The sequence below is a fragment of the Pseudomonas sp. FW305-70 genome (genome assembly GCF_058783925.1).
In genome coordinates this window covers 1-24,750 of the sequence record NZ_JBYSYZ010000060.1, presented here as the reverse complement: position 1 = coordinate 24,750, position 24,750 = coordinate 1, and the positions used below count along the sequence as shown (strand labels likewise).

The window sequence follows — 24,750 nt, the reverse complement described above, 5'->3', positions numbered from 1 at the left end:
GGCGGAGTGTCAGTGACAAATGTATTGACTGACACTCCGCCTTCGCGAGCAAGCCCGCTCCCACATTTTGATCTGTGTTGAATCAGGGCGTGCCAAAAAACGAGCGGATCCCGTGATCGCGGAAATACCGTTCGATCACTTTCGGGTCCGCGCACGTCTCGGCAATCGCTACATAGGTATCGGGCCGCAACAGATAAAAGCCGTTGCGCCCCAGGCCCGCTGCTTCGAACGCCGGTCGCCAGTCGAACACATGCAGCGGCAGATGGTGCTCGTTGCACCAGGCGATCATCTCGTCGCTGGTGTCGCCATAGACATGCACCTGCCAGGTCATGCATTTCAGTGACTCAAAGTTGTCCCCCTCACCGTCATGGGCCCAGGGCAGGCGGTCACCGCCGTGCACATGCCCGGCAACGCCTGTGCTCAACGGCATGCCCCGATAATTCAGGGTGATCTGCGACACCGTGCGAAACAGGAATTGGCGGGAGGTTTCGAACGAGGTGATTTTCGGGATCAGGAACGGCGCCAGGCGCGTACGCAGCAAATCGGCCATCGGCCCGTCGGCGGTGACGAAGGTGAAGACCCGGTCAGTGGTCGCCACCAGTTTGCGCGCAAACGCAATGCGCTCGGTTTCATAGGTGTCGAGCAATCTGGCCTCGGCGGCGCCGCTCAGCACGGCCGCCAGCTTCCAGGCCAGGTTGATGGCATCGCCAATCCCGGTGTTCATGCCCTGGCCGCCCGCCGGGCTGTGCACATGGGCCGCATCGCCGAGCAGAAACGCCCGGCCATTGCGAAAATGATCCGCCACCCGGTGATGCACGCGGTAGGTCGAGAACCAGTTCAATTGCTCGATCTGCACCTTCATGTGCTCGATGGCCCGGCTGCTGACGTCTTCGAAGCACAGGGTCTCGGCGTGGTCGGCGCGCTCGTCGCGTACGGTGCCGATCAAGCGCGCGCGGCCACTGCCTGCCAGCGGGAACACGGCAAGGAAGTCCGCCTCGTCGAGGTCCACGTGCAGTTCACCGTTGAATGTCGGGCCACTGCCCTGTACGTCGGCGACGTAGAAAATCTGCTGGTAGGTACCGCCGGGAAACCCGGTATCCAGGGTCTTGCGCACAATCGACCGGGCGCCGTCGCACCCGGCCAGGAAACAGGCCTGACAGATTTCCTGCTGGCCGTCGGGCAGATGCAGCGTGGCCGTGATGCCGTCTGCGGTTTGCTCGAAGCTGGCCAGTTCGGTGTTGCGTTCCACCGAGATGCCGAAGGCTTGCAGGCGCTCGATCAGCAGCCGTTCGTGCTCGTCCTGCGGGAAAATTTCCAGGAACGCGTAGGGTGTCAGTCCCTCGCCGACCTGGGTCAGTGGCAAGTGCGCCACGGGTTCACCCTTGACCCAGAAGTTGGCAGCCGCCACCCGATGGCCGTATTGCACAACCGCGTCGGCCAGCCCGAGTTGTCGATACAGTTCCAGCGTCCGCGCCTGGACAGCCAGTGCCCGGGACGTGGTGCCTGGGGCCGAGGCCTTGTCGACAATCCGCACGCGCACGCCCAGCTTGCTCAGCCACAACGCCAGGACCAGGCCGGTCGGGCCGGCGCCGATGATCAACACATCGCTTCTGTGCATGAACTCATCCTCCTCGCTGGGTAGAACAAGTATGGACGACTCGGCCCTCTGTAGGAGCGAGCTCGCTCGCGATGAACGAAAGAGCGCCGCGTTAATCCTGAAGGTACGCGTTATCGTTAGCGTCCATCGCGAGCAAGCTCGCTCCTACAGGTACAGATACAGGCACTCGACCCCCTGTAGGAGCGAGCCCGCTCGCGATGAACGAAAGAGCGCCGCGTTAATCCAGAAAGTCCGCATTATCTTTAACGTCCATCGCGAGCAGGCTCGCTCCTACAGGTACAGGTACTCGGCCCCCTGTAGGAGCGAGCTCGCTCGCGATGAACGAAAGAGCGCTGCGTTAATCCAGAAAGTACGCGTTATCGTTAACGTCCATCGCGAGCAAGCTCGCTCCTACAGGTACAGGGCTGCCCCCAATCAGAAGTCGATGGTGCCCGACAGCTTCGCCGTGCGCGGTTCGCCCTGGGTCAGGTAACCCCCCTGGGCCGATTCCCAGTAGCTCTTGTTGGCGACGTTTTCCACGCCCAGGCGTACGGTCACGTCTTTTTCCTGGACCTTGAACGCGTAGCGGGCGCCGGCATCGAAGCGGTTCCAGGCCGGCAGGCTGAGGTTGTTCGCCGCGTCGGCGTATTGGCCGCCGGTGCGCAACATGCGTCCGTTCAGGGCGGCGCCCGGCAGGCCCGGCACGTCCCAATCGACACTGGTATTGAACTGGAAGCTCGGCACGCCGATGGCCCGGTTGCCATCGTTGAGGCCGTCCTGGGTGTTCTTCAGTTCGGCGTCCATCACGGTCACGCCGCTGAGCAGGCGCAGGCCGTCGATGGGTTCGCCGAAGACATTGAGCTCCACGCCCTTGTTGACCTGTTCACCGTCATGAACGAACACAGCGGTGGTGTCGTCGATGACTTGGGTGTAGCCGTCAGCCGGTTGTTCGATGCGGTACACACCGAGGGTCGCACCATAGGTGCCCATGTCGACTTTGACCCCGGCTTCAACCTGTTTGGAGCGCGACGGTGCAAACACTTCATTGCCGTTGACCACGACCCTGGAGCCGGAGGTCGTCGGAGCCGTCGGGCCCTGGGCCAGGCCTTCGATACGGTTGGCGTAGAACGACACATGGTCCCACGGCTTGAACACGATGCCGTACACCGGCGTCGTGATCGACTTGTCGTAGTTGGACGTGCGGTTTTGCGTGTCGTAGTCGTAGCCTTGAACGACCAGCTGTTGACGGCGTACGCCCAGGGTGACCAGCAGGCGATCATCGATAAAGCCCAGGGTGTCGGACACGGCGGCGCTGCGCATGAAGGTTTTGCCAGTGATGCCCGGATCGCCCAGGTCACCGCCGGAGAAGCCGCCCGCTGGCGCCGGAACGTCAATCGGGTGGTAGATGTTGTTCGGGTATTGGGTCAGATCGAAATCGAAGGCGTTGCGCTGTTGGGTCCAGATCCCGGCCAGGCCGAAGTTCAGTTTATGGGTCACCGGACCCGTGGCGAAACGGCCATTGAGGCCGGCCATGGCGCTGGTGTTATCTTCTTCGTGGGGAATGAACGAACCGCTGGTCACCGAGCTGCCATCGTTGCCCACCAGGGTGGTGGAGTCGTAGTTGCCGACTTCGCGGGTGTGCTTGGCGCCGCCGGCGGCGTAGGCGGTCCAGCTGTCGTTCAGGTCGTATTCGGCGCGCAGCATGCCGAAGGTGTCCTCGATCTCGCTGAAGCCCCACTTCTGCGCGTAGTTGGTGTCGGCGGAGGGCGCATCCGGGATGTGCGTGGCGTCGCCAAGGTTGACCGAGCTGCGGCCGCCGTTGATGCGTTCCTTCGAATAGACGAAATCGCCGGACAGGCGTAGCGCATCGCCGCGGTAGTCGAGGCCCAGGGCGAACAGTTTGGAGCGCTGGTTCTCGTCGTCGATGGCGGTGTCGCCTTCACGTTGGGACAGGTTCAGGCGGGCACCGAAGCGGTTGTCCTCGCCAAAACGCTGACCGATGTCCAGGTGTTCGCCGATGCGTCCGTCGTCGCTGATGTCCGTGGTGAACCGTCGCAGCGGCACGTCACTGGCGCGCTTGGGTTGCAGGTTGACGCCGCCACCGATGCCGGAACCGGTCGGGGTGACACCGTTGATGAAGGCGTTCGGCCCCTTGAACACTTCCACACGTTCCATGGCATCAGTGGAAATAATCTGCCGCGGCAGGATGCCGTACAGGCCGTTAAAGGAAATATCATCGCCGTTCAGGGGCAGGCCGCGAATCATGAAGGTCTGGGCCTGGTTGGAAAAACCGGAAGCCTGACGCACCGAGGCATCGTTGAGCAGCACATCGCCGACGGTTTCGGCCTGCTGGTCGCGGATCAACGCTTCGGTGTAGGACGTCATGGTGAACGGAACGTCCATGATGTCCTGGTTGCCCAGGATACCCAGTTGACCGCCGCGTGCGACCTGACCACCGGCGTAGACCGGGGGCAGGTCGGACGGTGCCGGAGCCTGGGCGTTGACATTGACGTCGCCCAGCACCAGCGGTTTTCCCTGGGCCTCGGTTGTTTCGGGCGTTGCGGCATGGGCCGTCAGGGACAAGGAGCAAAACAGGGCCAGTAGCGTCGGGCGAAAAGGCACGCAGAGTCGTGCTGGAGTGGTCATGATGGGTTCCTGGACGGCGCGCGGCCGATTGGAAAAAGGGGCGGCGCGGGAACTCCATGCGCAAATACGACTCCAAGCGCGAATGGTAGTTGTTCTCAGTAACGTTATGCAATGCGTTTTCTGCAAGGTACACAGGCGTTTTCTGCACGCGCAGATTTCGGATAACGGGGCTTCAGGGCCGTTTCAGTGGCAAATAGAGGCACGCGGTGGACAACGGTCATAGCCGCTGCCCTGACATTGCTCGTATGGTTAAGCCGGACCCAAGGACTAGATGGAACGACATGCAAGCCAATCGATTGATCTTCAGCATCGCCGCTTTGTTGATACTGGCCGGTTGCGGCAGCCAGCGGACCCAGGAATCGGCGGCGCGTAGTCCGGCCCAGGTGAAGGCTGAGATTGTGCGATTGCTGCCGGCCAAAGCCGCCGACCCCCAGGGTTGGGCCACAGACATTCAGGTGGCGTTTACCGCGCAAGACATCTCGCCGACCACGCAAAACCTGTGCGCGGTTTTGGCCGTGACCGAACAGGAGTCGACCTTTCAGGTTGATCCGAGCGTACCGGGCCTGGGCAAGATCGCCCGCGACGAGATCGACCGTCGCGCCGCGAAGGCACACATTCCCGGCCTGCTGGTGAGCGGTGCGTTGAAGCTCGACTCGCCCAACGGCAAAAGCTACAGCGCCCGCCTGAATACTGCGCGCAGTGAAAAGGAGCTGAGTGGCATTTTCGACGACTTCATCGGCATGGTACCGATGGGCAAAACCCTGTTCGGTGGCTTCAACCCGGTGCATACCGGCGGACCGATGCAGGTCAGCATCGATTTTGCCGAGCAGCAGGCCAAGGGCTACCCGTATCCGGTGCAGGGCTCGATCCGTCGTGAAGTGTTCACCCGGCGCGGTGGCATGTATTTCGGCATCGCGCACCTGCTGGGGTATCCGGCAAGCTACCCGCAGCCGCTGTACCGCTTTGCGGACTTCAACGCGGGTTGGTACGCCAGCCGTAATGCCGCGTTTCAGAACGCAGTGAGCCGGGCTTCCGGTGTCCCGTTGGCGCTGGATGGCGACCTGGTGCGTTACGGTTCGATCATGCCCGGCACCACGGAACTGGCCGTGCGTACCCTCGGCAAGCAACTGGACATGCGCAATCCGACGATCCGCGGGCAACTGGAAGAGGGCAATACCCTGGCGTTCGAAGACAGCAAACTCTATCGACGGGTTTTCGAACTGGCCGAACGGGTCGAAGGTCGGCCGTTACCCCGTGAAGTGTTGCCGGGGATCGTGCTGCAAAGCCCGAAAATCACGCGCAAACTGACCACCGCGTGGTTCGCCAAACGGGTCGATGAACGTTACCAGCGCTGCATGGCGCGGGCAGGGAAGTAATCGCGGGCTAAAAAAAGCATAAAAAACCCGGCGGGTGAGGCCGGGTTTTCGTCGAGTCCTGCGGTAAAGCCCTGCATTCAGACAGCGCGGCTTTCGATCAGGCGATCGGAACCACCTTCGGCAACGCGGTTTTCGATCAGACGATCCGAACCACCTTCGGCGACCCGGTTTTCGATCAGGCGATCCGAACCGCCTTCGGCAACGCGGTTTTCGATCAGGCGATCCGAACCGCCTTCGGCAACGCGGTTTTCGATCAGGCGATCGGAACCACCTTCGGCGACGCGGTTTTCGATCAGTCGATCGGAGCCACCCTCGGCCACACGGCTTTCAATCAGACGATCCGAGCCGCCTTCAGCGACCACAGGTTGAGCAGAAGTAGCGGCGAAAGCGTTAACTGCGAAAACCGAGAAAGCGATGCTGAGGAGGGTTTGGCGTTTCATGATGTGTGCTCCGGGGTGCTTATGGGTTGGTATGGAGCAGATGTTACGCCGTGGATTTTTTAAGAGAACTTCATTGAGGTGATGGTGAACATCGATGGCAGTGATAGGACCTGCGCCATACCTCTTGTGAGCTTGATGGTGCGATCGTCGGATGGTCGCTGCGTGGCAGGTGGCGGCTTCTACACTGGAAAGCTGGCGCGTTCCTCTGCCGGGACGGATGATGAGGCACTGCAGAGATCGCGGTGTGCAAGGAGACGATTATGTACCAGCTCTACGGCCATCAGAACTCCGGGGCCGCGGCCATCGAGGCCGCCCTTGAACTCTGTGATGTTCCTTATCGCTTCATTGATGTCGAGGCGTCCGCGGAGGCGGCCCACGCGCTGGAGAAACTCAATCCGCTCAAACAGATTCCAACCCTGCAACTCCCCGATGGCGCTGTCCTGACCGAGAGCGTGGCGATCCTGATTCACCTCGGGTTGAGCTTTCCCGCGTCGAGGTTGTTGCCCCAGGACCCGGCCGAGCGGGACCAGGCCATTCGCGCCATGGCGTACATCGTCAGCAATTGCTATGCGGCCATCGGCATCATCGATTACCCCGAACGCTGGCTGGCCGGGGCGGATGAGTCGTCCAGGCAGAATCTCATGGAGGGAACCCGCCGGCGCCTGCACTGGAGTTGGGAGGTGTTTGCCGACCAGTTTTCGGGCGAGCTGTATCTGGGCAGCGAGAAGCCGGGGGCCCTGGATGTGCTGACGGCGGTGATCTCGCGATGGGCGGGCAGTCGGGAACATTTGCGCACGACGCGGCCCGGGTTTTTCGCCTGGCTGGAACGCATCGACCGCCACCCGGCACTGGCACCGGTGTTCGCCCGGCATTGGCCAGTCTGAACACCGAATACCAAATGTGGGAGCGGGCTTGCTCGCGAAGGCGTAGTGTCAGGCAGCATTAATGTTGACTGACCCACCGCTTTCGCGAGCAAGCCCGCTCCCACAAGGGGCCTCGGTGTGTCGGCTCACTCCCCGCGAATGTACTGTTCCAGCTGGCGAATCAACTCCGCCTGTTCGGCAATCGCTTCCTTGACCAGGTCACCGATCGACAGCAGGCCGATCAATTTGCCGCCTTCGACCACTGGCAAGTGACGCAGGCGTTTATCGGACATGATGCCCAGGCAGGTATCCACGGTTTGATGGGTGTCGACGGTAATCACCGGTGACACCATGATGTCGCGCACCGGCGTGCCCACCGAGGAGCGGCCGTGCAGCACCAGTTTGCGCGCATAGTCCCGTTCGCTGATGATGCCCAGCACTTCATCATTCTCCACCACCAGCAAGGCGCCGACGTTTTTCTCGGCCATCTTCATCAGCGCTTCGAGCACCATGTGATCGGGCTTGATCTGATGCACTTCCTGATTCTTCTGATCTTTGAGCTTGAGCAGTTGGGCGACGGTTTTCATGGTGGTTACTCGGGTGTTGTCGTTGTCCTTGAAGAATCGTAGACGCAAGCGCTCAGGGCAAGAGCGAAAGCGGCAGATAACACGCAAAAAACGTCATTCGGCGGTTTTTCTTCGGTAAACCCCTTATTTGCGGCCAGCACCTGACCTGTGGGAGCGGGCTTGCTCGCGAAAGCGGACTGTCAGCCAGCAAAGATGTTGAATGTGCTGGCCCCTTCGCGAGCAAGCCCGCTCCCACAGGATTTATGTTCATCCCGAATCCCGGGGCCATACGCGCTATCCCTGCCGATGACAGGTAGAATCACCCTCTGAATCAACGTTGAGGTTTGCAGTGGTGGATCTACAGCAGGGCTTCGTCCTGACCCGGCATTGGCGCGACACCCCGGCCGGTACGGAAGTCGAGTTCTGGCTGGCGACCGACAGCGGTCCCCGGCGCATCCGCCTGCCTTGCCAGCCCTCGGTGGCGTTCATCCCTGCTGCGCAGCGTCTGCAGGCCGAAAGCGTTTTGCATGACGAGAAGAACGTCGAGCTCAGGCCCCTGGCCCTGCAGGATTTCGACCATCGTCCGGTCCTCGGACTCTACTGCCGGCAACATGGCCAGTTGATGCGCCTGGAAACCGCGTTGCGCCGGGCCGGTGTCGACGTGTTCGAAGCCGACGTGCGCCCGCCGGAACGCTACATGATGGAACGCTTCATCACCGCGCCAGTGCGCTTCAGTGGCACGCCGAATGCCGAGGGGTTGCTGCTCGACGCGCAGATGAAACCCGATCCCGACTATCGGCCGAGCTTGAAACTGGTGTCCCTGGACATCGAGACCACGGCCCAGGGCGAGTTGTACTCGATTGCCCTGGAAGGCTGCGGCGAGCGTCAGGTGTACATGCTCGGCGCGCCCAATGGCGACGATAGCCAGGTGGATTTCCAGCTTGAATACTGCGATTCGCGGACCCTGCTACTGAAAAAACTCAACGACTGGTTTGCCCGGTTCGACCCCGACGCGATCATTGGCTGGAACGTCGTGCAGTTCGACTTGCGCGTGCTTCACGAACACGCCCGGCGCCTGGCGGTGCCGTTGAAACTGGGGCGTGGCGGCGAGGAAATGCAGTGGCGCGAACATGGCAACGGCAAACATTACTTCGCTTCAGCCGCTGGCCGCCTGATCATCGACGGTATCGAGGCCCTGCGTTCGGCGACCTGGAGCTTTCCCTCGTTCAGCCTGGAAAACGTCGCGCAAACCCTGCTTGGCGAGGGCAAGTCCATCGACAATCCGTACCAGCGCATGGACGAAATCAATCGCATGTTCGCCGAGGACAAACCGGCGCTGGCCACATACAACCTCAAGGATTGCGAACTGGTCACGCGGATCTTCGCCAAGACCGAGTTGCTCACCTTCCTGCTGGAGCGGGCCAGCGTCACGGGACTGCCGGCCGATCGCATGGGCGGTTCGGTGGCGGCATTCACCCACCTGTACATGCCGCTGATGCACCGTCAGGGTTTCGTCGCGCCGAACCTCGGGGGCAAGCCACCTCAAGCCAGCCCGGGCGGTTTCGTCATGGATTCGCAACCGGGACTGTACGAATCGGTACTGGTGCTCGACTACAAGAGCCTCTATCCGTCGATCATCCGCACCTTCCTGATCGACCCCGTGGGGCTGATAGAAGGGCTCAAGCACCCGGACGACAGCGAGTCGGTGCCGGGCTTTCGCGGCGCACGCTTTTCTCGCACCCGGCATTGCCTGCCCTCCATCATCGCCCGGGTCGCCGAAGGCCGGGAAACCGCCAAGCGCGAACACAACGCACCGCTGTCCCAAGCGCTGAAAATCATCATGAACGCGTTCTATGGGGTGCTCGGCTCCAGCGGTTGTCGCTTCTTCGACACGCGCCTGGCATCGTCCATCACCTTGCGCGGGCACGAGATCATGCTGCGCACCCGCCAGTTGATCGAGGCCCAGGGGCATGCAGTGATTTACGGCGACACCGACTCGACGTTCGTCTGGCTGCGTCGCGCCCACGGCCAGCAGGAGGCGGCACAGATCGGCCAGGCGCTGGTCGCGCACGTCAATCAGTGGTGGCGCGAGCATGTGCAGCAGGAATACGGCTTGCAAAGCGTTCTCGAGTTGCAGTTCGAAACCCACTACAAGCGCTTTTTGATGCCGACCATTCGCGGTGCCGAAGAAGGCAGCAAAAAGCGCTACGCCGGACTGGTGACCCGCGCCGATGGCAGCGACGAAATGGTCTACAAGGGCCTGGAAACCGTGCGCACCGACTGGTCGCCGCTGGCCCGGCAATTCCAGCAAGAGCTGTATTCGCGGATCTTCCTGCGCAAACCCTATCAGGATTACGTGCGTGACTACGTGCGCAAGACCCTGGCCGGCGAGTTCGATGACCGGCTGGTTTATCGCAAGCGTCTGCGCCGCACCCTCGATGACTACCAGCGTAACGTCCCGCCCCACGTACGCGCGGCGCGCCTGGCCGATGAGTACAACGACAGCCAGGGTCGCCCGCGGCAATACCAGAACGGCGGCTGGATCAGCTACGTGATCACCGTTGCCGGCCCCGAACCGCTGGAAGTGCGCAGCGCGCCCATCGATTACGACCACTACATCACCCGGCAACTGCAACCGGTGGCGGACGCGATACTGCCGTTTGTCGACGACGACTTCTCAACCCTGATTGGGGGGCAGCTGGGCCTGTTTTGAGTCCATCAGCGACAAGGTCCAGTCATCCAGGATGCCGTGGAAGTATTGGTTCAAGGCTTGCTGGAAAAGGCTGTCGGCGGCATCGACCTGGGCGAACAGGGTCATCGAGGAATGAAATTTCAGGTCGTCGGGATGACCGAAAATCCCGGCCACCGAGCGCTCCCGGATGTTCAACACTTCCTGGGTACAGGTGCGCAGGCGGGGGCCCAGCAACGGATGCTCAAGGTAGGCCAGGGCCTCCTCCCGCGAACGAATGGCAAAGCGGCGCGACATCTCGCTGCCGCCGAGCCCGGCAAACTGCGGAAAAATGAACCACATCCAGTGACTGCGCTTGTGTCCGTTGTTCAGCTCGTCTTGAACCCGGTCGAATACCGGGTCCTGAGCCTGGAGAAAGCGTTGCAGATTGAACGGGTCCAGGTGGTCGGTGCTTCTCATGGCGAAGCTCTCAGACAGACTGCGTTGGCTCAGACCATGGCCAGCCGCTGTTTGCGTTGTGGCGCATGAAACGCGTGGTCCAGCGCCTCCAGATCCCCGGGTTCAAGTTGCAGCGTGGCAGCTTGGGCATTGAGTCGCACATGCTCGGGCCGGACCGCTTTGGGGATGGCGATCATGCCGTCCTGGCGCATTATCCATGCCAGCGCCACCTGTGCCGGTGTGACGCCGTGCCGGGCGGCCACCTGCTTGAGCGTGGCATTGGCGAGCATTTCTCCACCCTGGCCGATCGGGCAGTAAGCCATGACCGGCAGCCGCTGCTGTTGGCTCCAGGGTAACAAATCAAATTCTATGCCGCGCTGCTCAAGATTGTAGAGCACCTGATTGGTGGCGCAGGCCGGGGCATCCAGTTCCAGCAGGTCATCGAGGTCGAAATTGGACACGCCCCAACGACCGATCTTGCCGGCATCGCGCAGGCGCTCGAAGGCGTCGACGGTTTCCCCCAGCGGATACTGGCCACGCCAATGCAGCAGATACAGATCGATGTAATCGGTGCCGAGCCTGCGCAGGCTGCGCTCGCACGCCTGGGCAATGCCCTGGCGGCTGGCGTTGTGCGGGTACACCTTGCTGACCACAAAGACGCTGTCGCGCTGTCCGGCAATGGCATCGCGGACCACTTCCTCGGCGCCGCCTTCGGCGTACATTTCAGCGGTGTCGATCAGGGTCATGCCCAGTTCGATGCCCTGGCGCAGTGCCGCGACTTCTTCCCTGTGCCGAGAGCGGTCCTCGCCCATCTGCCAGGTGCCCTGGCCAATGACGGGCACCTGGGCGCCAGCCAATTCAAGCGTGCGCATGCAAACCTCCTGTGTGTATTCGGTGATGTAGGCGCTGTGTACCGTTCTCATGATGTTCTGATCCGTTTTTTCTATGAACATTCCCCTGCCGGTGATCGATTGGTGCCGCCCGATACTGCACTTTTTCGAAATGCCTGGCTCTATCCATGGCAGCCTGCGGCGATCCCCACCGTCGGCCCATGCCCAAGTTCAAGAACCCATGGCTCGAGTTTCACCCGCGAACAGCACAAAAATCCGCCGTCATTGCCTGCTGCTGGCAGGTCTGTCGATGTTCTTCGTCACCGGTTGCAGCCAGCAGCAAGGCAGCGACATCATCACCCAGATGCGCGAAGGCAAACCCCAGGAGTTCCTGCAGACCAGTGTCGACCGCATGGCCACCCTGACCATGCGCGACAACCTCGACAGCCTTTACCTGATTATGGGCAAGCTCTACCTGCGCAACCCCGATGAGCTGAAAAAGTCCGGTTTCCTCGATGCCCGTACGGCCGGCAAGCAAGTGCGCATGGCCATTGAACAGCAGCAGCCATTACCGACCCTGGGCGGCAAAAAGGACCTGGCGGCCCTGCGTTTTGCCATGAGCCCGGAATTTCTCGGCGATCGGGTCGGAGCGTTCATCTATGCCATCGGCAGCATGCTGGTGACCGCCCATGGCAATCGCACCGAGTTTTATATGACCGATACGATCAACCCGGTATTCGTCAGCAATGCCGCACGCAACATCGAGATTGCCACCTGGATCCTCAGCCAGCGACAAGACAAGCAAGGCCAACCCCTGCTGTTTTCCAACGAAATCTCGGAGGAGGGCAGCAACCTGAGCTTTGCCGTCGAGTTCGGCAAGATCGTCGCCCGGCTGGACCTGCTGACCCAGATGCTCGACGAGCGCTACCGGCGCATCGGCTTGAACTATGCCCAGAGCCTGGTGTTCCTGAATTTCCTGCCGGTGCAGTGAGCACGACACATATTCCTTGTGGGAGCGGGCTTGCTCGCGAAGGCGTAGTGTCAGGCAGCGTCAATATTGACTGACCCACCGCTTTCGCGAGCAAGCCCGCTCCCACAGGGTTACATGATGGTTCCGGAATAAAGATAGATCGCATCGATATAACTGGTTATAAGAAATATCGCTATGCTGCGGGCCAGATTTCCCCTGCGATCTTTGTGGACGTATCAATGGATTTAGTGAACATCGGGTTGGTCGTGGCCGGGTTGGTGGTTGGCTTCATTGTCGGCATGACTGGCGTCGGTGGCGGGTCGCTCATGACCCCGATCCTGCTGTGGTTCGGTATCAACCCGGCGACGGCGGTCGGTACCGATCTGCTCTACGCGGCGATCACCAAGTCCAGCGGCGTGCTGGTTCACCGAAAGAACAACAACATCGACTGGGCGATTACCGGTTGGCTGACCCTTGGCAGCGTGCCGGCGGTGGCACTGACGTTGTGGTTCCTGAGCAGCCTGCACTCCAGCCCCGATGCGATGAACGCGATCATCAAGCAGGCCCTCGGCTTTGTGTTATTCGCCACGGCGCTGGCGATTCTGTTCAAGAAGCGTCTGCTGGATTTCGCCCACAAACGTGCTGGCGGCCACTACAACCCCAGCGGCTCGCGCCTCAATGTCCTGACGGTCATCACTGGCCTGGTCCTCGGCACCATGGTCGCGCTGACGTCCATCGGCGCCGGTGCACTGGGCACCGTGGCCCTGTTCATTCTCTATCCGATGCTGCCGACCCGCCGCCTGGTCGGCACTGAAATCGCCCACGCCGTGCCGCTGACCCTGGTCGCCGGCCTCGGCCATGCGAGCATGGGCAACATGGACTGGCAGGTCCTGGGTTACTTGCTGGTGGGATCGTTGCCGGGGATTTACCTGGGCAGCCACCTGACCGGGCGCATCTCCGACGAACTGCTGCGCCCTTGCCTGGCGACCATGCTGTTGTTGATCGGCTACAAACTGGCGTTCTGATCGAGGCTGCCACGCCGGCTTCACTCGCGGGTGAATATTTCCAGCAGATGCCCGTCCGGGTCATCGAAATACACCCGCCGTCCTCCCGCGTAATCATTGATCTCCCTCAGACGCTGCTTACCCGGGTCGGCCCACCATGGCTGACCGTTGGCCAGCAGGCGGGCGAAGGCCGCATCGAAGTCCTCGTCGCCCATCAGGAATGCGTAGTGCTGAGACGCTATCGGCGGGTCGTTGTCGTAGAAATCCAGCGACACGCCGTTATCCAGTTTGACGATCAGCATCGGCCCGAAGGGCTCCGGGGCGGGCAGGCCAAGGAGGCCGCTCAGGAAATTCGCCGAAACCTGCTTGTCCCGGCACCAGACGATGGTGTGGTTCAATTGAGTGCTCATGCCCAGCTCCTCACGACGGATCAAGCGGGTTGTCATGAGTGTTCAGATTAGCCCAGCCTGTTGCGCAATGACCGCCCTGACCTAAGCTTGGGACAAGGCGAAAAAATTTGCGGTACGTCACCCGGAACAATCGCCGCGATGCGCAATCATTAGAGCGTGGATATCAAAAAGGAGATGCGCATGCTCATCAGGTCACTGACCATGGCTATCTTGCTGGCGATTGCCGGCACCTCGTTCGCCGCCGATGGCGACTCACCACTGGACATGGACAAGGGCAGGGCCCGACCACTGATTGTCATCGCTCCAAGCACCGTGGATCCGACCTGGGTCAGCCTGAAAAAGTCGCTGGATGAGCCGGCCAATCGCAAGGGTTTTACCGACCGCAACATGGTGCTCTACACCGTGCTCAACCTGATGGGCCAGCGCGACGGCAAAGACCTCGGGCCACAGGACACCGCGGCGCTGATCCGCTCGCTCAAGCTGGGTGCCGGCGCCAAGACCAAGGTGATTCTGGTCGGCAAGGACGGCGAAAAGAAACTGGAACAATCGGACGCCATCAAGCTGGACGAGATTTTCAGCGCAGTCGATCAATTGCCGGCGGCCGAGAAAGAATTTACCGCGACAGTGGCCGCTCCCGTCGCTGAAGCCGAGCCGGCGGCCAAGGGCGCCAAGCCCGGGAAAAACAGCAAACCGGCCAAGCCTGCCAAGCCACCGGAAATGCCGGATGATTGATCCCTGTTGCAGCGAGCACAGCCTGTGTTCGCTGCACAGCAGCGCAACCCGTACCTGAAGAACCGCTGACTCTCGCTCAAGGTTGAGCCAGAATTTGATGGATGACATTGACCAGCACGGGCGAAAAAGGCTGAAGGCATTGAGCCGCATCGGGAACCTTCAGATCCTCCAAAAGCAGGCTTAGGAGTTCTTCGTCTTCAAATTGCAGCTCTTCCGGAGGTCCGCTCTGACTATAAATGAGCGCATCAACCATCGCTTTTCGTTTGCCAACAAGTCCTTTGTTACTTTGCTCTGTATGGCCCAGATTCAATGTCTGAATTGTTAATTTGGCCCGCTCGGTCGTTCCCGCGACCAGGCCGGACAAGTAGAACTTCAATTCGGACTCGCATTCGGCCATCAAGGGCGTAAGCGGCAACACCCGTGTTCCTCGACCATGGCCGCATTGGTGCAGGCGCTGGCAACTGGCGACGATGTTGGAAAAGTCCAGGGTTCGATTCGGCGCACGATCCTGGGCTTCAAGGTGTTCGTTGTGAGCGCTATCAACGGTGATCGACTGACAGCAATACGCACATAAGCCGTATTGTTCCGAGATACAGGATGATCGAATGGACCGACTTTCTTCCGGCGGTAAGTCCCGGTAACGCAACGTGTTGTTCGAGCGTTTAAAGCGAGTCAACGAGGGTGGCTCCATGCCTTTGTCGATCTTACGCACGACGTAGCTCCAGCTTACGGATCAACAAAGCCGCCTTCGCCAACTCCAGATGTCCCTCTGGCAGCTCTAGAGAAAGCTCGGAATACAGTTTTTTCGCACCGTTCAGATCGCCATCTTGTAAATGTTTGAGCAATTGATTCAGGCGTTTTTGCACGTCGCTATTGCGTACATCGGTGTGCATGACCTCCAGCAACACCTGATTGGCATCCAATCCATACAGACCATTGTGTTCCTGCAGTTCCCCGTCATTGAGCACGTAGCACAGCACGTCTTTCGCGTCGCTGATGACCAGCGGCGAGTGAGTGGTCAGGACAAACTGGCAATTGGGGAAGGTCTCGCTCAACTGCCGAATCAGGCTGCGCTGCCATTTGGGGTGCAGGTGCAAATCGACCTCGTCGATCAGGACGATGCCGTCACCCTCCAAGGGGTTGTCCAGAGACTGATTCATCATCGCCAATCGGCGAGCGATGTCGCCGACCAACGCCATCATCGACTTTTCGCCTTGCGAGAGCTGGGAGACGTTAAGCGTCACGCCGTCCTTGTCGATTGCCATGTGCAGGCGTGGCTTGCGCTGCACTCGCAAATTGCTGAAGCCGGGCATGAATGCGGCGATAGCTGAGCGAACAGCCGTCAATTGACGGTCGCGAGACGAAGCCTTCAACTGGGAAAGGGTTTTCCAGATATCACTGTCCTTGCCAAACTTTGCGGAAATTTCGGCTAACGCAGTGTCGGATACACCGGTTTCGTTTTCGCTGTCTTCGCGTTCACGGAACCATTCGAAGAAGCGACGGAAATCGACGCCGCGATTCAATGCGTTGTCGTAGCCGTCGAGTTGGTCGAAGGTGTGTTTGGTGCGGATTTTTAGTGGGATTTCCAGAACCGAGCGTTCGACGGGGTAGTAGGCGATGAGTGGGAGTGAGGCCTTGTCATCTGCTGTCAGTTGGTTGCGGTAGTGGTCCGCCAAGCGAGTGACATCTGATAATTCGCTATGAACAGTAGACTTCCGGCCTTGCCTGGTGCGAGCAATTCCCCATCTAAACAGTGCATCTTCAGGATCAGCCTCGGGATTGTTTGGATTTGCCTGAGACATGTCTACTACGGCAATCAAAATGGACGCGACAGAAGTGCCGTTTCGAATGTCCTCTTCCGCAAGGTGATTGCCATTGCCTTTTTCGGTGCGAATTCTTGAAACCAACCAGCTCAAAGAGGTAGCCAGTGATTTCAAAAGGGTGGTTTTCCCTGCTCCATTATTCCCCACCAAGACCGTCACATTTGAAGGATGTTGTGGGGTGGGGGCCAACGGAATGTCCAATTCGGTAAACCGACCGACATCCGTGACCTTGAATTTGCTGATTTCCATTACAACGCCCTTTTAGGGTCAGTCGGTTTGAATAGTTGAGCGCGCATTATGTCATTCCCGGCCACGGATTGATCCGATGCCGTTCGCAGGCTTGGGAGGTCCATTAGATACAACGGTTTCGCCTGCATCACAACGGTCATGAGCAAAAAGGTGTTTGTAACTAGATGCTTAGAAAATCGAGCGTAGGCAAAGGACTTCAATTGCGTCGGAAATTTCCTTCAAGGCGTGGCGTATCCCGTGAACTGGTGCCCATTAGACCGTATCGATAGTCTTCTTCAGCCGCTGCAAATCAGCGGTCGGATGTGGAAGTCCGTTGGTTCAAGCCATCTACCAATGCCCCTGGAGCGCAAGTCGACATTTTTTATGTCAACATTGCCGCGTTTTGGCGGCTGTGCGCGGGAGCACTTTCGAGTGCACCGGGTTTTGGTGGATTGACCTGGACTTCCACACCTGCGTACAGCTGCCACCCTCATGTGGAAGTGAGATGGGTAGTTTTCTCAACAATCCCCAATGGTACTTCTTCATGAAAAAGCTAAGTCCGAATCCCCCGCAATCCCCATCCGACTCAAATTCCCCACTGTCAGACATCACCGAACCCGCCGTCAGCGCTCGCTTGCGCAACCCCAAACACGCCGACCCGGTCAGTCACATCTTCACCATCCTCCCAAACGTCGACACCCCAACGCTGCTGTGCCACGCCTGTGAAACCCTAGCGTCCCTGAACGTGCTGGTCACCGATCTGGCCTGTAACCTGGAAAGCTCCAACCGCAATGTGGCCCTGTCGATTCAGCAATTGGCAGTGGTGGGCGAATTGTTGGTGAACCGCGCGCTGGACAATATCGACCCACCCGAAGGTGTGCCGATCAATTAAGCGTGACACTTAACCTGTGGCGAGGGAGCTTGCTCCCGCTGGGCAGCGAAGCGGCCCCAACAAATGGGCCTGCTGCGCAGTCCAGCGGGAGCAAGCTCCCTCGCCACAGGTTCCGCGCTGGCCGATCCCTTGACTGATCGGCATTAACCTCTAGTAGCCCCCTTTTTCAAGCAAGGCTTATTGGGCAAGGGCGCTGAGAATCCGATGCGCAATCCTGACCCGCTGCGCATTCGGGAAGTTTTTGTTGGCCAGCATCACAATGCCGATCTCCTTCGATGGCACGTACGCCACGTAAGCGCCAAAGCCACCGGTTGAACCTGTCTTGTTGATCAACACGTTCTGCGGCTGCGCTTGCGGCGGGTGCAGCCACTGGACTTTGTGCGCCTCCATGGCCATCGGCGTGGAGTTGCCGTCGAGCAAGCGATCCAGTGTGATCGGGTAGCGATACATCTCCCAGCCCAGGCCCTGGGTCATGTCGCCAACGCTGTAGTAGGCGCTATGGGTCAAGGCGATGGCTTGCTGCAACGGCTTTTCCAGAGACGCCGGCTTCATGTTGGCGTCGACGTAGGCCAGCAAGTCTGCGGCGCTGGTTTTCACCCCGTACGCCTCGGAATCCAGCGCCCCGGGAGTGACCCGCACTGGCTTACCGTCCTTGTTGTAGCCCTGGGCGTACAGCGCCATCTGGTCCTGCGGCACATGCACATAGGTGTGCTTGAGGCCCAGTTTCGGCAGCAGGGTTTTCTCCATCAGGTCATCAAACGGCTGACCCATGCTGTGGGCGGCGAGGTAGCCGAACAGGCCAAGGCTGGGGTTCGAATACAGTCGGTGGCTGCCGGGGGCGTAGAGCGGTTTCCATTGTGTGTAGTAGCCGAGCATTTTGTCGGCCGAATCAGATTCGGCAGGAAATTGCAGCGGCAAGCCGCCGGCGCTGTAGGTGCCCAGTTGCAGCACGCTGATGTTGTCGAAAGCGCTGCCGCGCAAGGCCGGCAGGACTTGGCTGGCCTTGTCCGACAGTGACAGTTTGCCCGTGGCCTGGGCGTAGGCGGCGAGGGTGGCGGTGAAGGTTTTGCTGACGGAGCCGATTTCGAACAGGGTGTCCTGTGTGACGGGGCTGCCGGTTTCTTTCGAGGCGACGCCATAGTTGAAGTAGTGCGCTTGGCCGTTGACGGTGACCGCCACGGCCATGCCGTGGATACCTTCGGCCTGCATCACCGGTTGTACGGCGGCGTTCACCACCGTCTCGATTTGATCCTGTGCCACGCACTGGCCTGCGGCAAATATCGCCATGCCGGCGGCGATGGTTTTCAGCCTGTCCATGTGGGTTTCATCCGTCGTTGATTCAGTTGCGCGCCATTTTAGGGGGTTAAGCGCCATGCTCCGAGCGCTTTTTAACCCGGCCGCCAACAGGCGGCCACGCGCAACCCTTGAATCAACTCACTTGGCGTTTCAACGCACCAGGCACGGCCGCTTGTTATCGAACGTCCAGCCCGGAATCAAAAACTGCATGGCCACGCTGTCATCCCGTGCCCCCAGGCCCATGCCTTTGTACAGTTCATGAGCTTTGGCGACCTGATCCATGTCCAGTTCCACCCCCAGCCCCGGTTTCTGCGGCACCTGCACGCAACCGTCGACGATTTGCAGCGGGGCCTTGGTCAGGCGCTGGCCATCCTGCCAGATCCAGTGGGTGTCGATGGCGGTGATCTCGCCCGGCGCGGCTGCCGCGACGTGGGTGAACATCGCCAGGGAAATGTCGAAGTGGTTGTTGGAGTGCGAACCCCAGGTGAGGCCCCATTCGTGGCACATCTGCGCCACGCGCACCGAACCCTGCATGGTCCAGAAGTGCGGATCGGCCAGGGGGATGTCGACCGACTGCAACTGGATCGCGTGACCCATTTCCCGCCAGTCGGTGGCGATCATGTTGGTTGCGGTTTTCAGCCCCGTGGCCCGGCGGAATTCAGCCATGACTTCGCGTCCCGAGTAACCGTTTTCCGCCCCGCACGGGTCTTCGGCGTAGGCCAGTACGTGGTGCTGATCGCGGCACAGGCGGATGGCTTCTTTCAGTGACCAGGCCCCATTCGGATCGAGGGTGATGCGCGCATCGGGGAAGCGTTCGGCGAGGGCCGTGACCGCTTCGATTTCGGCGTCGCCGCTGAGCACGCCGCCCTTGAGCTTGAAGTCCTTGAAGCCATAACGCGCGTGCGCCGCCTCGGCCAGGCGGACCACCGCCTCGGCGGTCATGGCTTTTTCGTGACGTACGCGGAACCAGTCGTTGTCGGCGTCGGGCTCGCTGCGGTAGGCGAGGTCTGTTTCGTTGCGATCACCGACATAAAACAGATAGCCAAGCATCTTCACTTCATCGCGCTGCTGGCCTTCGCCGAGCAGGGCGGCGACCGGCACGTCCAGGTGCTGGCCGAGCAGATCGAGCAGCGCGGCTTCCAGGCCGGTGACGGCGTGGATGGTGATGCGCAGGTCGAAGGTCTGCAATCCGCGACCGCCGGCATCGCGGTCGGCGAAGGTCTGGCGTACCTGGTTGAGAATCTTCTGGTAGGTGCCGATCGGGCTGCCGACCACCAGGCTGCGTGCGTCTTCCAGGGTCTGGCGAATGCGCTCGCCACCCGGCACTTCGCCGACACCGGTGTGGCCGGCGTTGTCCTTGAGGATCACGATGTTGCGGGTGAAAAACGGGCCGTGGGCGCCGCTGAGATTGAGCAGCATGCCGTCGTGGCCGGCCACCGGAACAACCTGCAGGCTGGTGATGATCGGGGCTTTGGCGATGTCGTGTGCGGTCATGTTGTTATCCTTTTAAACCAATGATTCAGGCGTGGTGGGGCGCTGGTTTGCCCGGTGCGGTGACGGGGCGACCTTGGGTTTGTTGCGTGCGGCAAAGACAATGATTGCGGCGATGATCGAGGTCGCGGCCAAGCCGTAGAGTCCGCCCTGGATGGAGCCGGTGCGTTCCTCCAGCAGACCGAAGGTGGTCGGCGCGACGAAACCGCCGAGGTTGCCCACCGAGTTGATCAGCGCGATGACACCGGCGGCGATGCGTGCGTCCAGGTAAGCCTGGGGAATCGGCCAGAACAGCGATGAGGCCGATTTGAAGCCCAGCGCCGCAAAACAGATCGCGACGAAGGCGAAGACCGGCCCGCCGGTGGTGGACATGAACATCCCGGCAGCGGCGATCAGCAGGGCCGCGGCGACCCAGGCTTGCTGATGCTTCCACTTGGCCGACAACGAGGCGAAGGCATACATGCCGACAATCGACAGCAGCCACGGAATCGAGTTGAACATTCCGACCTGGAAGTCGCTGAGGTCGCCCATCTTCTTGATGATGCTCGGCAGCCAGAAAGTCGCGGCGTAGATGGTCAGCTGGATAAAGAAGTAGATCAGGCAGAACAGGATGATCTGGCGGTCCTTGAGCAGCTTGCCCAGTGACGGCTTGATCGGTGTGGCGGCTTCGCGGGCCAGTTGCTCGTCGTCGATGGCCTTGACCAGCGCGTCCTGCTCGTCGCGGCTCAGCCATTTGGCATCGTGGGGTTTGGAATCGAGCCAGAACCAGACAAAAACACACAGACCCACCGAGAACATGCCTTCGATGAAGTACATCCATTGCCAGCCATGCATGCCGAGTCCGCTGATTTGCAGCAGCAAACCGGACAGGGGGCCGGAGATCAGCGAGGCAATCGCCGAGCCACTGAGGAAGATGGCAATCGCCTTGCCACGCTCTACGCCAGGCAACCAGCGGGTGAAGTAGTAGATCACCCCGGGAAAGAATCCGGCCTCGGCCACGCCCAGCAGAAATCGAAGGATGTAGAAGTGGGTTTCGTTCTGGATGAACGCCATGCCTGCGGCGACCAGGCCCCAGGTCAGCATGATCCGCGTCAGCCAGATGCGGGCGCCGACTTTTTGCAGAAGGATGTTGGAGGGCACTTCGAACAGCGCATAACCGATGAAGAACAGGCCGGCGCCGAGGCCGTAGGCGGCCGCGCCAATGCCCAGGTCGTGTTCCATGTGGGCGCGGACGAAACCGATGTTCACTCGATCAATGTAATTGACGATGAACATGATGACGAACAGCGGCAAGACGTGACGTTTGACTTTGGCGATGGCGGACTTCAGCGCTGAATTGGCGTCGTCGTGCATCCCGGAGACGGATGTATTCACTGCGTTTTCTCCCACTCGTTATTTTTATGCGGGGTGAAGCTGAGTGCTGCGTTGTTGATAGACATCATACAACTAGATTTTTTGATGTTGCAACCGCCTTTGTTCAATGAAATGGTGCTGTATTAGAGATTTTTTATTCTGGCGATGGTGGCGGGTGGCCTTTAAAGCGAATCGATATGGGCTGTTTGTTGAGTGTTGTCATACAAGTTGGGCGAGATTTTTCAGGATTCCCGCCCGGCGCGGTGCTAGGATTCGATAGCCCTGATTTCCGGACACCCTCATGCAAGAAGACCTCGAAGCACCCGCCCGCAAGCGCAGCCACAACCTGGCCCATGACCTGGTGGAGAAACTGACCCAGCGCATCCTGCTCGGCCAGATGTTGCCCGGCGACAAGCTGCCGTCGGAAAACACCATCGTTCAGGAACACGGGGTCAGTCGCACGGTGGTGCGCGAGGCGATCTCTAAATTGCAGGCCTCGGGGCTGGTGGAAACCCGGCATGGCATTGGCACGTTCGTGATCGAGCGCGCACCGGAGCAGGGGTTGCGACTGAATGTCGACACGGCGTTGGGGGTGCGCAGCATTCTGGAGTTGCGCATGGGCCTGGAAACCCAGGCGGCGGCGCTGGCGGCAACTCGCCGCACCGATCTGCAACTGGCGCAGATGCGTGAAGCGCTGGACGATTATCAAAGCCTGCTGGCCAACAACGACAGCTGTGTCGAAGCGGACCGGCGTTTTCATCTGCTGATCGCCGAAGCCACCGGCAACGTCTGCTTCACCGAAATCATGCAGCACCTGGGCAGCGCCATGATCCCGCGCACCCGGGTCAATGCGGCCGAGCGGGGGGCCGTGGACTTGAGCAAGCTCGGCGAGCTGGCCAATCTTGAGCACGAGGCGATCCTCAACGCCATCAAGCGCCAGGACCCGGACGCGGCGCGGGCGGCGATGTGGTTGCACCTGACCAACAGTCGTGACCGGTTTTCGGCCAGCTGATCGTCAGTGACACCGCGTTATCGTTCATCGCGGGCAAGCCACGCTCCCACAGGTTCTGGGTCGTGCTCAGGAACCGCGGCAACCATAAAACCCTGTGGGAGCGGGCTTGCCCGCGAAGGCGTCAGGCCAGACGGCGCAAAACATGGATCAGACCCGAGCAACCTGAACAACCACAGCCCGCCGCTCCAGATTCAACGCCAGCACGCTCGCCAACACCACCAGCCCACCCACCACTATCATCAACGTCGGCCGTTCGCCGAGCGCATAAGACGCAATCACCATCGCCGTCGGCGGCGTCAAATACAGCGTCATGGTCGCCCGGCTCAAATCGATATGCGCCAGCACATAGGCCCAAGCCAGGTACGCCAGGGCACTGGGGAATATCCCCAGGGCAATCACTGCCCACTGCACGCGCATCGGCGCCAGGGCGACTTGATCCACAAGGCCGGGCAGAAAAATCAACAACAGCACCGTACCGGACCATACCGTGTAGCACACCAGCGTCAGCCCGTCGTAACGCCCGGTGTGATGTTTTTGCAGGGCAAAGTAGAGACTCCATGACACCGCCGCCAGCAGGATCAGCAAGCCGTGGGCGTCAATGCTGCCCAGGCCATGATCGCCCGCCACTACGATCACCACGCCAAACAACCCGAGCAGCACACAACCCCAGCGCCACAGGCTCACCTGATCCTTGAGCACGAAGCGCGCGATCAATGTGCTGAACAGTGGCGTGGTCTGGGCCAGGACGCTCGAAGCGCCTGCGCTGACTCCCTGCTGCCCGAAGTTGATCGCCACGTGATGCAGGCTCACGGCAAAGAAACCCAGGCCGAACATCAGCGGCAAGTCTCGCAGGCTGGGCAGGCGAATGCCTTTGATGACCGCGACCACGGCCATGAACACGGAGGCCAGCAGGAAGCGCAGCAGGGCCAGGTGCACGGGGTCGTAGGCCTGCAAGCCGATATGAATGCCGGTCGGGGAGTATCCCCAGCACGCCACGACAAATGCCATGGCCAGAATGATTTTCCAGGGTGAAACGGGGGAGGGTGTGAGCGGCGTCATGGTCGTGCACCTGTGGGCTGATGCACGGAGTATCAGAAAGCCTATCGTTCGCCACAACTGACTTATACTGTGCTAATCGTTCACTATGGGTGATGTATGGAGCTGGCACAGATTCGCATGTTCAAGACCGTGGCCGACGTCGGCAGCATCGCCCGCGCGGCCGAATTGTTGCATTGCGTACCGTCCAACATCACGGCACGGATCAAGGCCCTCGAGGCTGAGCTGGGTGTCGCGCTGTTCCTGCGCGAAGGCCGAGGGCTGCGCATCAGCCCGTCGGGGCAGACCTTCCTGGCCTACGCCTCGAAAATTCTCGCCCTGACCGCCGAGGCCAAGCGGGCGGTCGACCCTTCGGCCGAACCCTCAGGGCCGTTGCGCATCGGCGCCATCGAATCGTCGGCCACCGGGCGTTTGCCGCGCCTGCTGGCGAAATTCCACAAGCGTTTCCCGCAGGTAGCGCTGGAACTGACCACCGGCACCTGGAGCCAGTTGCTCGACGACACGCTCAATCACAAGCTCGACGGCGCCATCGTCGCGGTGGATGTCGAACGTTCGCACCTCAAGCGCACGCCGATGTACCGCGAAGAGTTGCTGCTGATCGCCTCGACATCCCTGGGGCCGTTGCGCAGCGTGACGGACCTGCATGACAAGACGATGTTCCTTTGGCCCCAGGGCTGTCCTTACCGGGCGGCGATGGAGCATTGGCTATTGCGAAATGGGTTGGCGCTGCCGATTGTCAGCCTGGCCAGCTATGGCGCGATTGTCGGTTGCGTCAGCGCCGGGGCCGGTGTGGCGCTGGTGACTAAAGGGGTTTTCGATCAATACGCCAAGGGCGCCGGGTGCGTGGCGTTTGAGTTTCCCGAACTGACGGCCATCGAGAGCCTGTTCTACTGGCACGAAAACGCCGGGGTGCACCCGGCGCGTGAGGCGTTCGTGGCGATGCTCCGCGAGGAATTTGCTTAACGCAGTACCTGTGGGAGCGGGCTTGCTCGCGAAGGCGGTGTGTCAGGCAACATTGACTTTGAATGTGCCGTCCCC

General features: G+C 60.4%; 21 protein-coding genes and 1 pseudogene. 9 read left to right on the top strand and 13 right to left on the bottom strand.

The genetic code is table 11. The features are described 5' to 3' along the window. Positions 1–82: 82 nt before the first annotated feature. Positions 83–1,618: an FAD-dependent oxidoreductase gene (locus AC3WN7_RS27090; RefSeq protein ID WP_102675647.1), complete on the bottom strand. Its 1,536-nt coding sequence runs from the start codon at positions 1,616–1,618 to the stop codon at positions 83–85. 414 nt (positions 1,619–2,032) lie between these two features. Then, a complete protein-coding gene (locus AC3WN7_RS27085) occupies positions 2,033–4,243 on the bottom strand; it encodes a TonB-dependent receptor (RefSeq protein WP_102675649.1) in 2,211 nt (736 codons plus the stop codon). A 281-nt stretch (positions 4,244–4,524) separates the two neighbouring features. On the opposite strand from AC3WN7_RS27085, the gene AC3WN7_RS27080 reads away from it, so the two are divergent. After that, positions 4,525–5,619, top strand: coding sequence for a DUF1615 domain-containing protein (locus tag AC3WN7_RS27080; protein ID WP_102675650.1), 1,095 nt, complete (start codon positions 4,525–4,527; stop codon positions 5,617–5,619). 77 nt (positions 5,620–5,696) lie between these two features. Here AC3WN7_RS27080 and AC3WN7_RS27075 read toward each other — a convergent pair whose 3' ends face one another. Beyond that, positions 5,697–6,059 carry a hypothetical protein gene (locus tag AC3WN7_RS27075; protein WP_102675651.1) on the bottom strand — a complete coding sequence of 121 codons (363 nt, stop codon included), beginning with the start codon at positions 6,057–6,059 and terminating at the stop codon, positions 5,697–5,699. A 260-nt stretch (positions 6,060–6,319) separates the two neighbouring features. Here AC3WN7_RS27075 and AC3WN7_RS27070 point away from each other — a divergent pair, with 260 nt between their 5' ends. Next, complete coding sequence (locus AC3WN7_RS27070) at positions 6,320–6,943, top strand: glutathione S-transferase family protein (protein WP_095967460.1); 624 nt, start codon at positions 6,320–6,322, stop codon at positions 6,941–6,943. A 125-nt stretch (positions 6,944–7,068) separates the two neighbouring features. On the opposite strand, the gene AC3WN7_RS27065 is transcribed toward AC3WN7_RS27070, so the two are convergent. Beyond that, positions 7,069–7,509, bottom strand: coding sequence for a CBS domain-containing protein (locus AC3WN7_RS27065; RefSeq protein WP_015094223.1), 441 nt, complete (start codon positions 7,507–7,509; stop codon positions 7,069–7,071). A 331-nt stretch (positions 7,510–7,840) separates the two neighbouring features. Between AC3WN7_RS27065 and AC3WN7_RS27060 the strand changes: the two genes are divergently transcribed. Then, positions 7,841–10,201: a DNA polymerase II gene (locus AC3WN7_RS27060; protein ID WP_173862168.1), complete on the top strand. Its 2,361-nt coding sequence runs from the start codon at positions 7,841–7,843 to the stop codon at positions 10,199–10,201. Here AC3WN7_RS27060 and AC3WN7_RS27055 read toward each other — a convergent pair. Further along, on the bottom strand, positions 10,166–10,636 hold the full coding sequence (locus AC3WN7_RS27055; RefSeq protein WP_095967458.1) for a DUF1810 domain-containing protein: 471 nt from the start codon (positions 10,634–10,636) through the stop codon (positions 10,166–10,168). The two genes, AC3WN7_RS27060 and AC3WN7_RS27055, sit on opposite strands and share 36 nt — an antisense overlap. A 29-nt stretch (positions 10,637–10,665) precedes the next feature. After that, complete coding sequence (locus tag AC3WN7_RS27050) at positions 10,666–11,487, bottom strand: aldo/keto reductase (protein ID WP_095967457.1); 822 nt, start codon at positions 11,485–11,487, stop codon at positions 10,666–10,668. Positions 11,488–11,686: 199 nt separating this feature from the next. On the opposite strand from AC3WN7_RS27050, the gene AC3WN7_RS27045 reads away from it, so the two are divergent. Both AC3WN7_RS27045 and AC3WN7_RS27040 read left to right on the top strand, forming a co-directional pair. Beyond that, positions 11,687–12,436 (top strand): hypothetical protein, encoded by a 750-nt coding sequence (locus AC3WN7_RS27045; RefSeq protein WP_102675658.1) that lies wholly within the window; start codon positions 11,687–11,689, stop codon positions 12,434–12,436. 218 nt (positions 12,437–12,654) lie between these two features. Then, complete coding sequence (locus AC3WN7_RS27040) at positions 12,655–13,440, top strand: sulfite exporter TauE/SafE family protein (RefSeq protein WP_095967456.1); 786 nt, start codon at positions 12,655–12,657, stop codon at positions 13,438–13,440. 20 nt (positions 13,441–13,460) lie between these two features. Here the strand turns inward: AC3WN7_RS27040 and AC3WN7_RS27035 are convergent, their stop codons facing one another. Beyond that, entirely contained in the window at positions 13,461–13,829 is a 369-nt protein-coding gene (locus AC3WN7_RS27035; protein WP_095967455.1) for a VOC family protein, read from the bottom strand. Positions 13,830–14,009: 180 nt separating this feature from the next. Between AC3WN7_RS27035 and AC3WN7_RS27030 the strand changes: the two genes are divergently transcribed. Then, positions 14,010–14,561 carry a DUF4174 domain-containing protein gene (locus tag AC3WN7_RS27030; RefSeq protein ID WP_102675653.1) on the top strand — a complete coding sequence of 184 codons (552 nt, stop codon included), beginning with the start codon at positions 14,010–14,012 and terminating at the stop codon, positions 14,559–14,561. 76 nt (positions 14,562–14,637) lie between these two features. On the opposite strand, the gene AC3WN7_RS27025 is transcribed toward AC3WN7_RS27030, so the two are convergent. After that, on the bottom strand, positions 14,638–15,273 hold the full coding sequence (locus AC3WN7_RS27025; protein WP_095967453.1) for an HNH endonuclease family protein: 636 nt from the start codon (positions 15,271–15,273) through the stop codon (positions 14,638–14,640). Beyond that, positions 15,266–16,633 (bottom strand): AAA family ATPase, encoded by a 1,368-nt coding sequence (locus AC3WN7_RS27020; protein WP_095967452.1) that lies wholly within the window; start codon positions 16,631–16,633, stop codon positions 15,266–15,268. The genes AC3WN7_RS27025 and AC3WN7_RS27020 overlap by 8 nt, the downstream gene beginning before the upstream one ends. A 523-nt stretch (positions 16,634–17,156) precedes the next feature. On the opposite strand from AC3WN7_RS27020, the gene AC3WN7_RS27015 reads away from it, so the two are divergent. After that, positions 17,157–17,504, top strand: a complete 348-nt coding sequence (locus AC3WN7_RS27015) for a DUF6124 family protein (RefSeq protein ID WP_102675659.1) — start codon at positions 17,157–17,159, stop codon at positions 17,502–17,504. Positions 17,505–17,681: 177 nt separating this feature from the next. Here the strand turns inward: AC3WN7_RS27015 and ampC are convergent, their stop codons facing one another. From ampC to AC3WN7_RS27000, 3 genes and pseudogenes are all read right to left on the bottom strand, one after another. Then, positions 17,682–18,791, bottom strand: a complete 1,110-nt coding sequence (gene ampC / locus AC3WN7_RS27010) for a class C beta-lactamase (RefSeq protein ID WP_409077327.1) — start codon at positions 18,789–18,791, stop codon at positions 17,682–17,684. Positions 18,792–18,950: 159 nt separating this feature from the next. Beyond that, complete coding sequence (gudD, locus tag AC3WN7_RS27005; RefSeq protein WP_102675655.1) at positions 18,951–20,294, bottom strand: glucarate dehydratase; 1,344 nt, start codon at positions 20,292–20,294, stop codon at positions 18,951–18,953. A 25-nt stretch (positions 20,295–20,319) separates the two neighbouring features. Beyond that, positions 20,320–21,665: pseudogene (locus tag AC3WN7_RS27000) on the bottom strand (MFS transporter). Between the two features lie 280 nt (positions 21,666–21,945). Between AC3WN7_RS27000 and AC3WN7_RS26995 the strand changes: the two are divergent. After that, complete coding sequence (locus AC3WN7_RS26995) at positions 21,946–22,656, top strand: FadR/GntR family transcriptional regulator (protein WP_007976831.1); 711 nt, start codon at positions 21,946–21,948, stop codon at positions 22,654–22,656. 147 nt (positions 22,657–22,803) lie between these two features. Here AC3WN7_RS26995 and AC3WN7_RS26990 read toward each other — a convergent pair whose 3' ends face one another. Further along, complete coding sequence (locus AC3WN7_RS26990; protein ID WP_102675657.1) at positions 22,804–23,715, bottom strand: DMT family transporter; 912 nt, start codon at positions 23,713–23,715, stop codon at positions 22,804–22,806. Between the two features lie 96 nt (positions 23,716–23,811). Between AC3WN7_RS26990 and AC3WN7_RS26985 the strand changes: the two genes are divergently transcribed. Next, on the top strand, positions 23,812–24,675 hold the full coding sequence (locus AC3WN7_RS26985) for a LysR family transcriptional regulator (RefSeq protein WP_095967445.1): 864 nt from the start codon (positions 23,812–23,814) through the stop codon (positions 24,673–24,675). The last annotated feature ends 75 nt before the right edge of the window (positions 24,676–24,750 follow it).

Coding starts and splice junctions, on each gene's coding strand:
- AC3WN7_RS27045 (WP_102675658.1), top strand. CDS start 11,687: ATGGCTCGAGTTTCACCCGCGAACAGCACAAAAATCCGCCGTCATTGC.
- AC3WN7_RS26985 (WP_095967445.1), top strand. CDS start 23,812: ATGGAGCTGGCACAGATTCGCATGTTCAAGACCGTGGCCGACGTCGGC.
- AC3WN7_RS27035 (WP_095967455.1), bottom strand. CDS start 13,829: ATGAGCACTCAATTGAACCACACCATCGTCTGGTGCCGGGACAAGCAG.
- AC3WN7_RS27040 (WP_095967456.1), top strand. CDS start 12,655: ATGGATTTAGTGAACATCGGGTTGGTCGTGGCCGGGTTGGTGGTTGGC.
- AC3WN7_RS27020 (WP_095967452.1), bottom strand. CDS start 16,633: ATGGAAATCAGCAAATTCAAGGTCACGGATGTCGGTCGGTTTACCGAA.
- AC3WN7_RS27055 (WP_095967458.1), bottom strand. CDS start 10,636: ATGAGAAGCACCGACCACCTGGACCCGTTCAATCTGCAACGCTTTCTC.
- AC3WN7_RS26990 (WP_102675657.1), bottom strand. CDS start 23,715: ATGACGCCGCTCACACCCTCCCCCGTTTCACCCTGGAAAATCATTCTG.
- AC3WN7_RS27030 (WP_102675653.1), top strand. CDS start 14,010: ATGCTCATCAGGTCACTGACCATGGCTATCTTGCTGGCGATTGCCGGC.
- ampC (WP_409077327.1), bottom strand. CDS start 18,791: ATGGCGATATTTGCCGCAGGCCAGTGCGTGGCACAGGATCAAATCGAG.
- AC3WN7_RS27065 (WP_015094223.1), bottom strand. CDS start 7,509: ATGAAAACCGTCGCCCAACTGCTCAAGCTCAAAGATCAGAAGAATCAG.
- AC3WN7_RS27050 (WP_095967457.1), bottom strand. CDS start 11,487: ATGCGCACGCTTGAATTGGCTGGCGCCCAGGTGCCCGTCATTGGCCAG.
- gudD (WP_102675655.1), bottom strand. CDS start 20,294: ATGACCGCACACGACATCGCCAAAGCCCCGATCATCACCAGCCTGCAG.
- AC3WN7_RS27090 (WP_102675647.1), bottom strand. CDS start 1,618: ATGCACAGAAGCGATGTGTTGATCATCGGCGCCGGCCCGACCGGCCTG.
- AC3WN7_RS27070 (WP_095967460.1), top strand. CDS start 6,320: ATGTACCAGCTCTACGGCCATCAGAACTCCGGGGCCGCGGCCATCGAG.
- AC3WN7_RS27015 (WP_102675659.1), top strand. CDS start 17,157: ATGAAAAAGCTAAGTCCGAATCCCCCGCAATCCCCATCCGACTCAAAT.
- AC3WN7_RS27075 (WP_102675651.1), bottom strand. CDS start 6,059: ATGAAACGCCAAACCCTCCTCAGCATCGCTTTCTCGGTTTTCGCAGTT.
- AC3WN7_RS26995 (WP_007976831.1), top strand. CDS start 21,946: ATGCAAGAAGACCTCGAAGCACCCGCCCGCAAGCGCAGCCACAACCTG.
- AC3WN7_RS27080 (WP_102675650.1), top strand. CDS start 4,525: ATGCAAGCCAATCGATTGATCTTCAGCATCGCCGCTTTGTTGATACTG.
- AC3WN7_RS27085 (WP_102675649.1), bottom strand. CDS start 4,243: ATGACCACTCCAGCACGACTCTGCGTGCCTTTTCGCCCGACGCTACTG.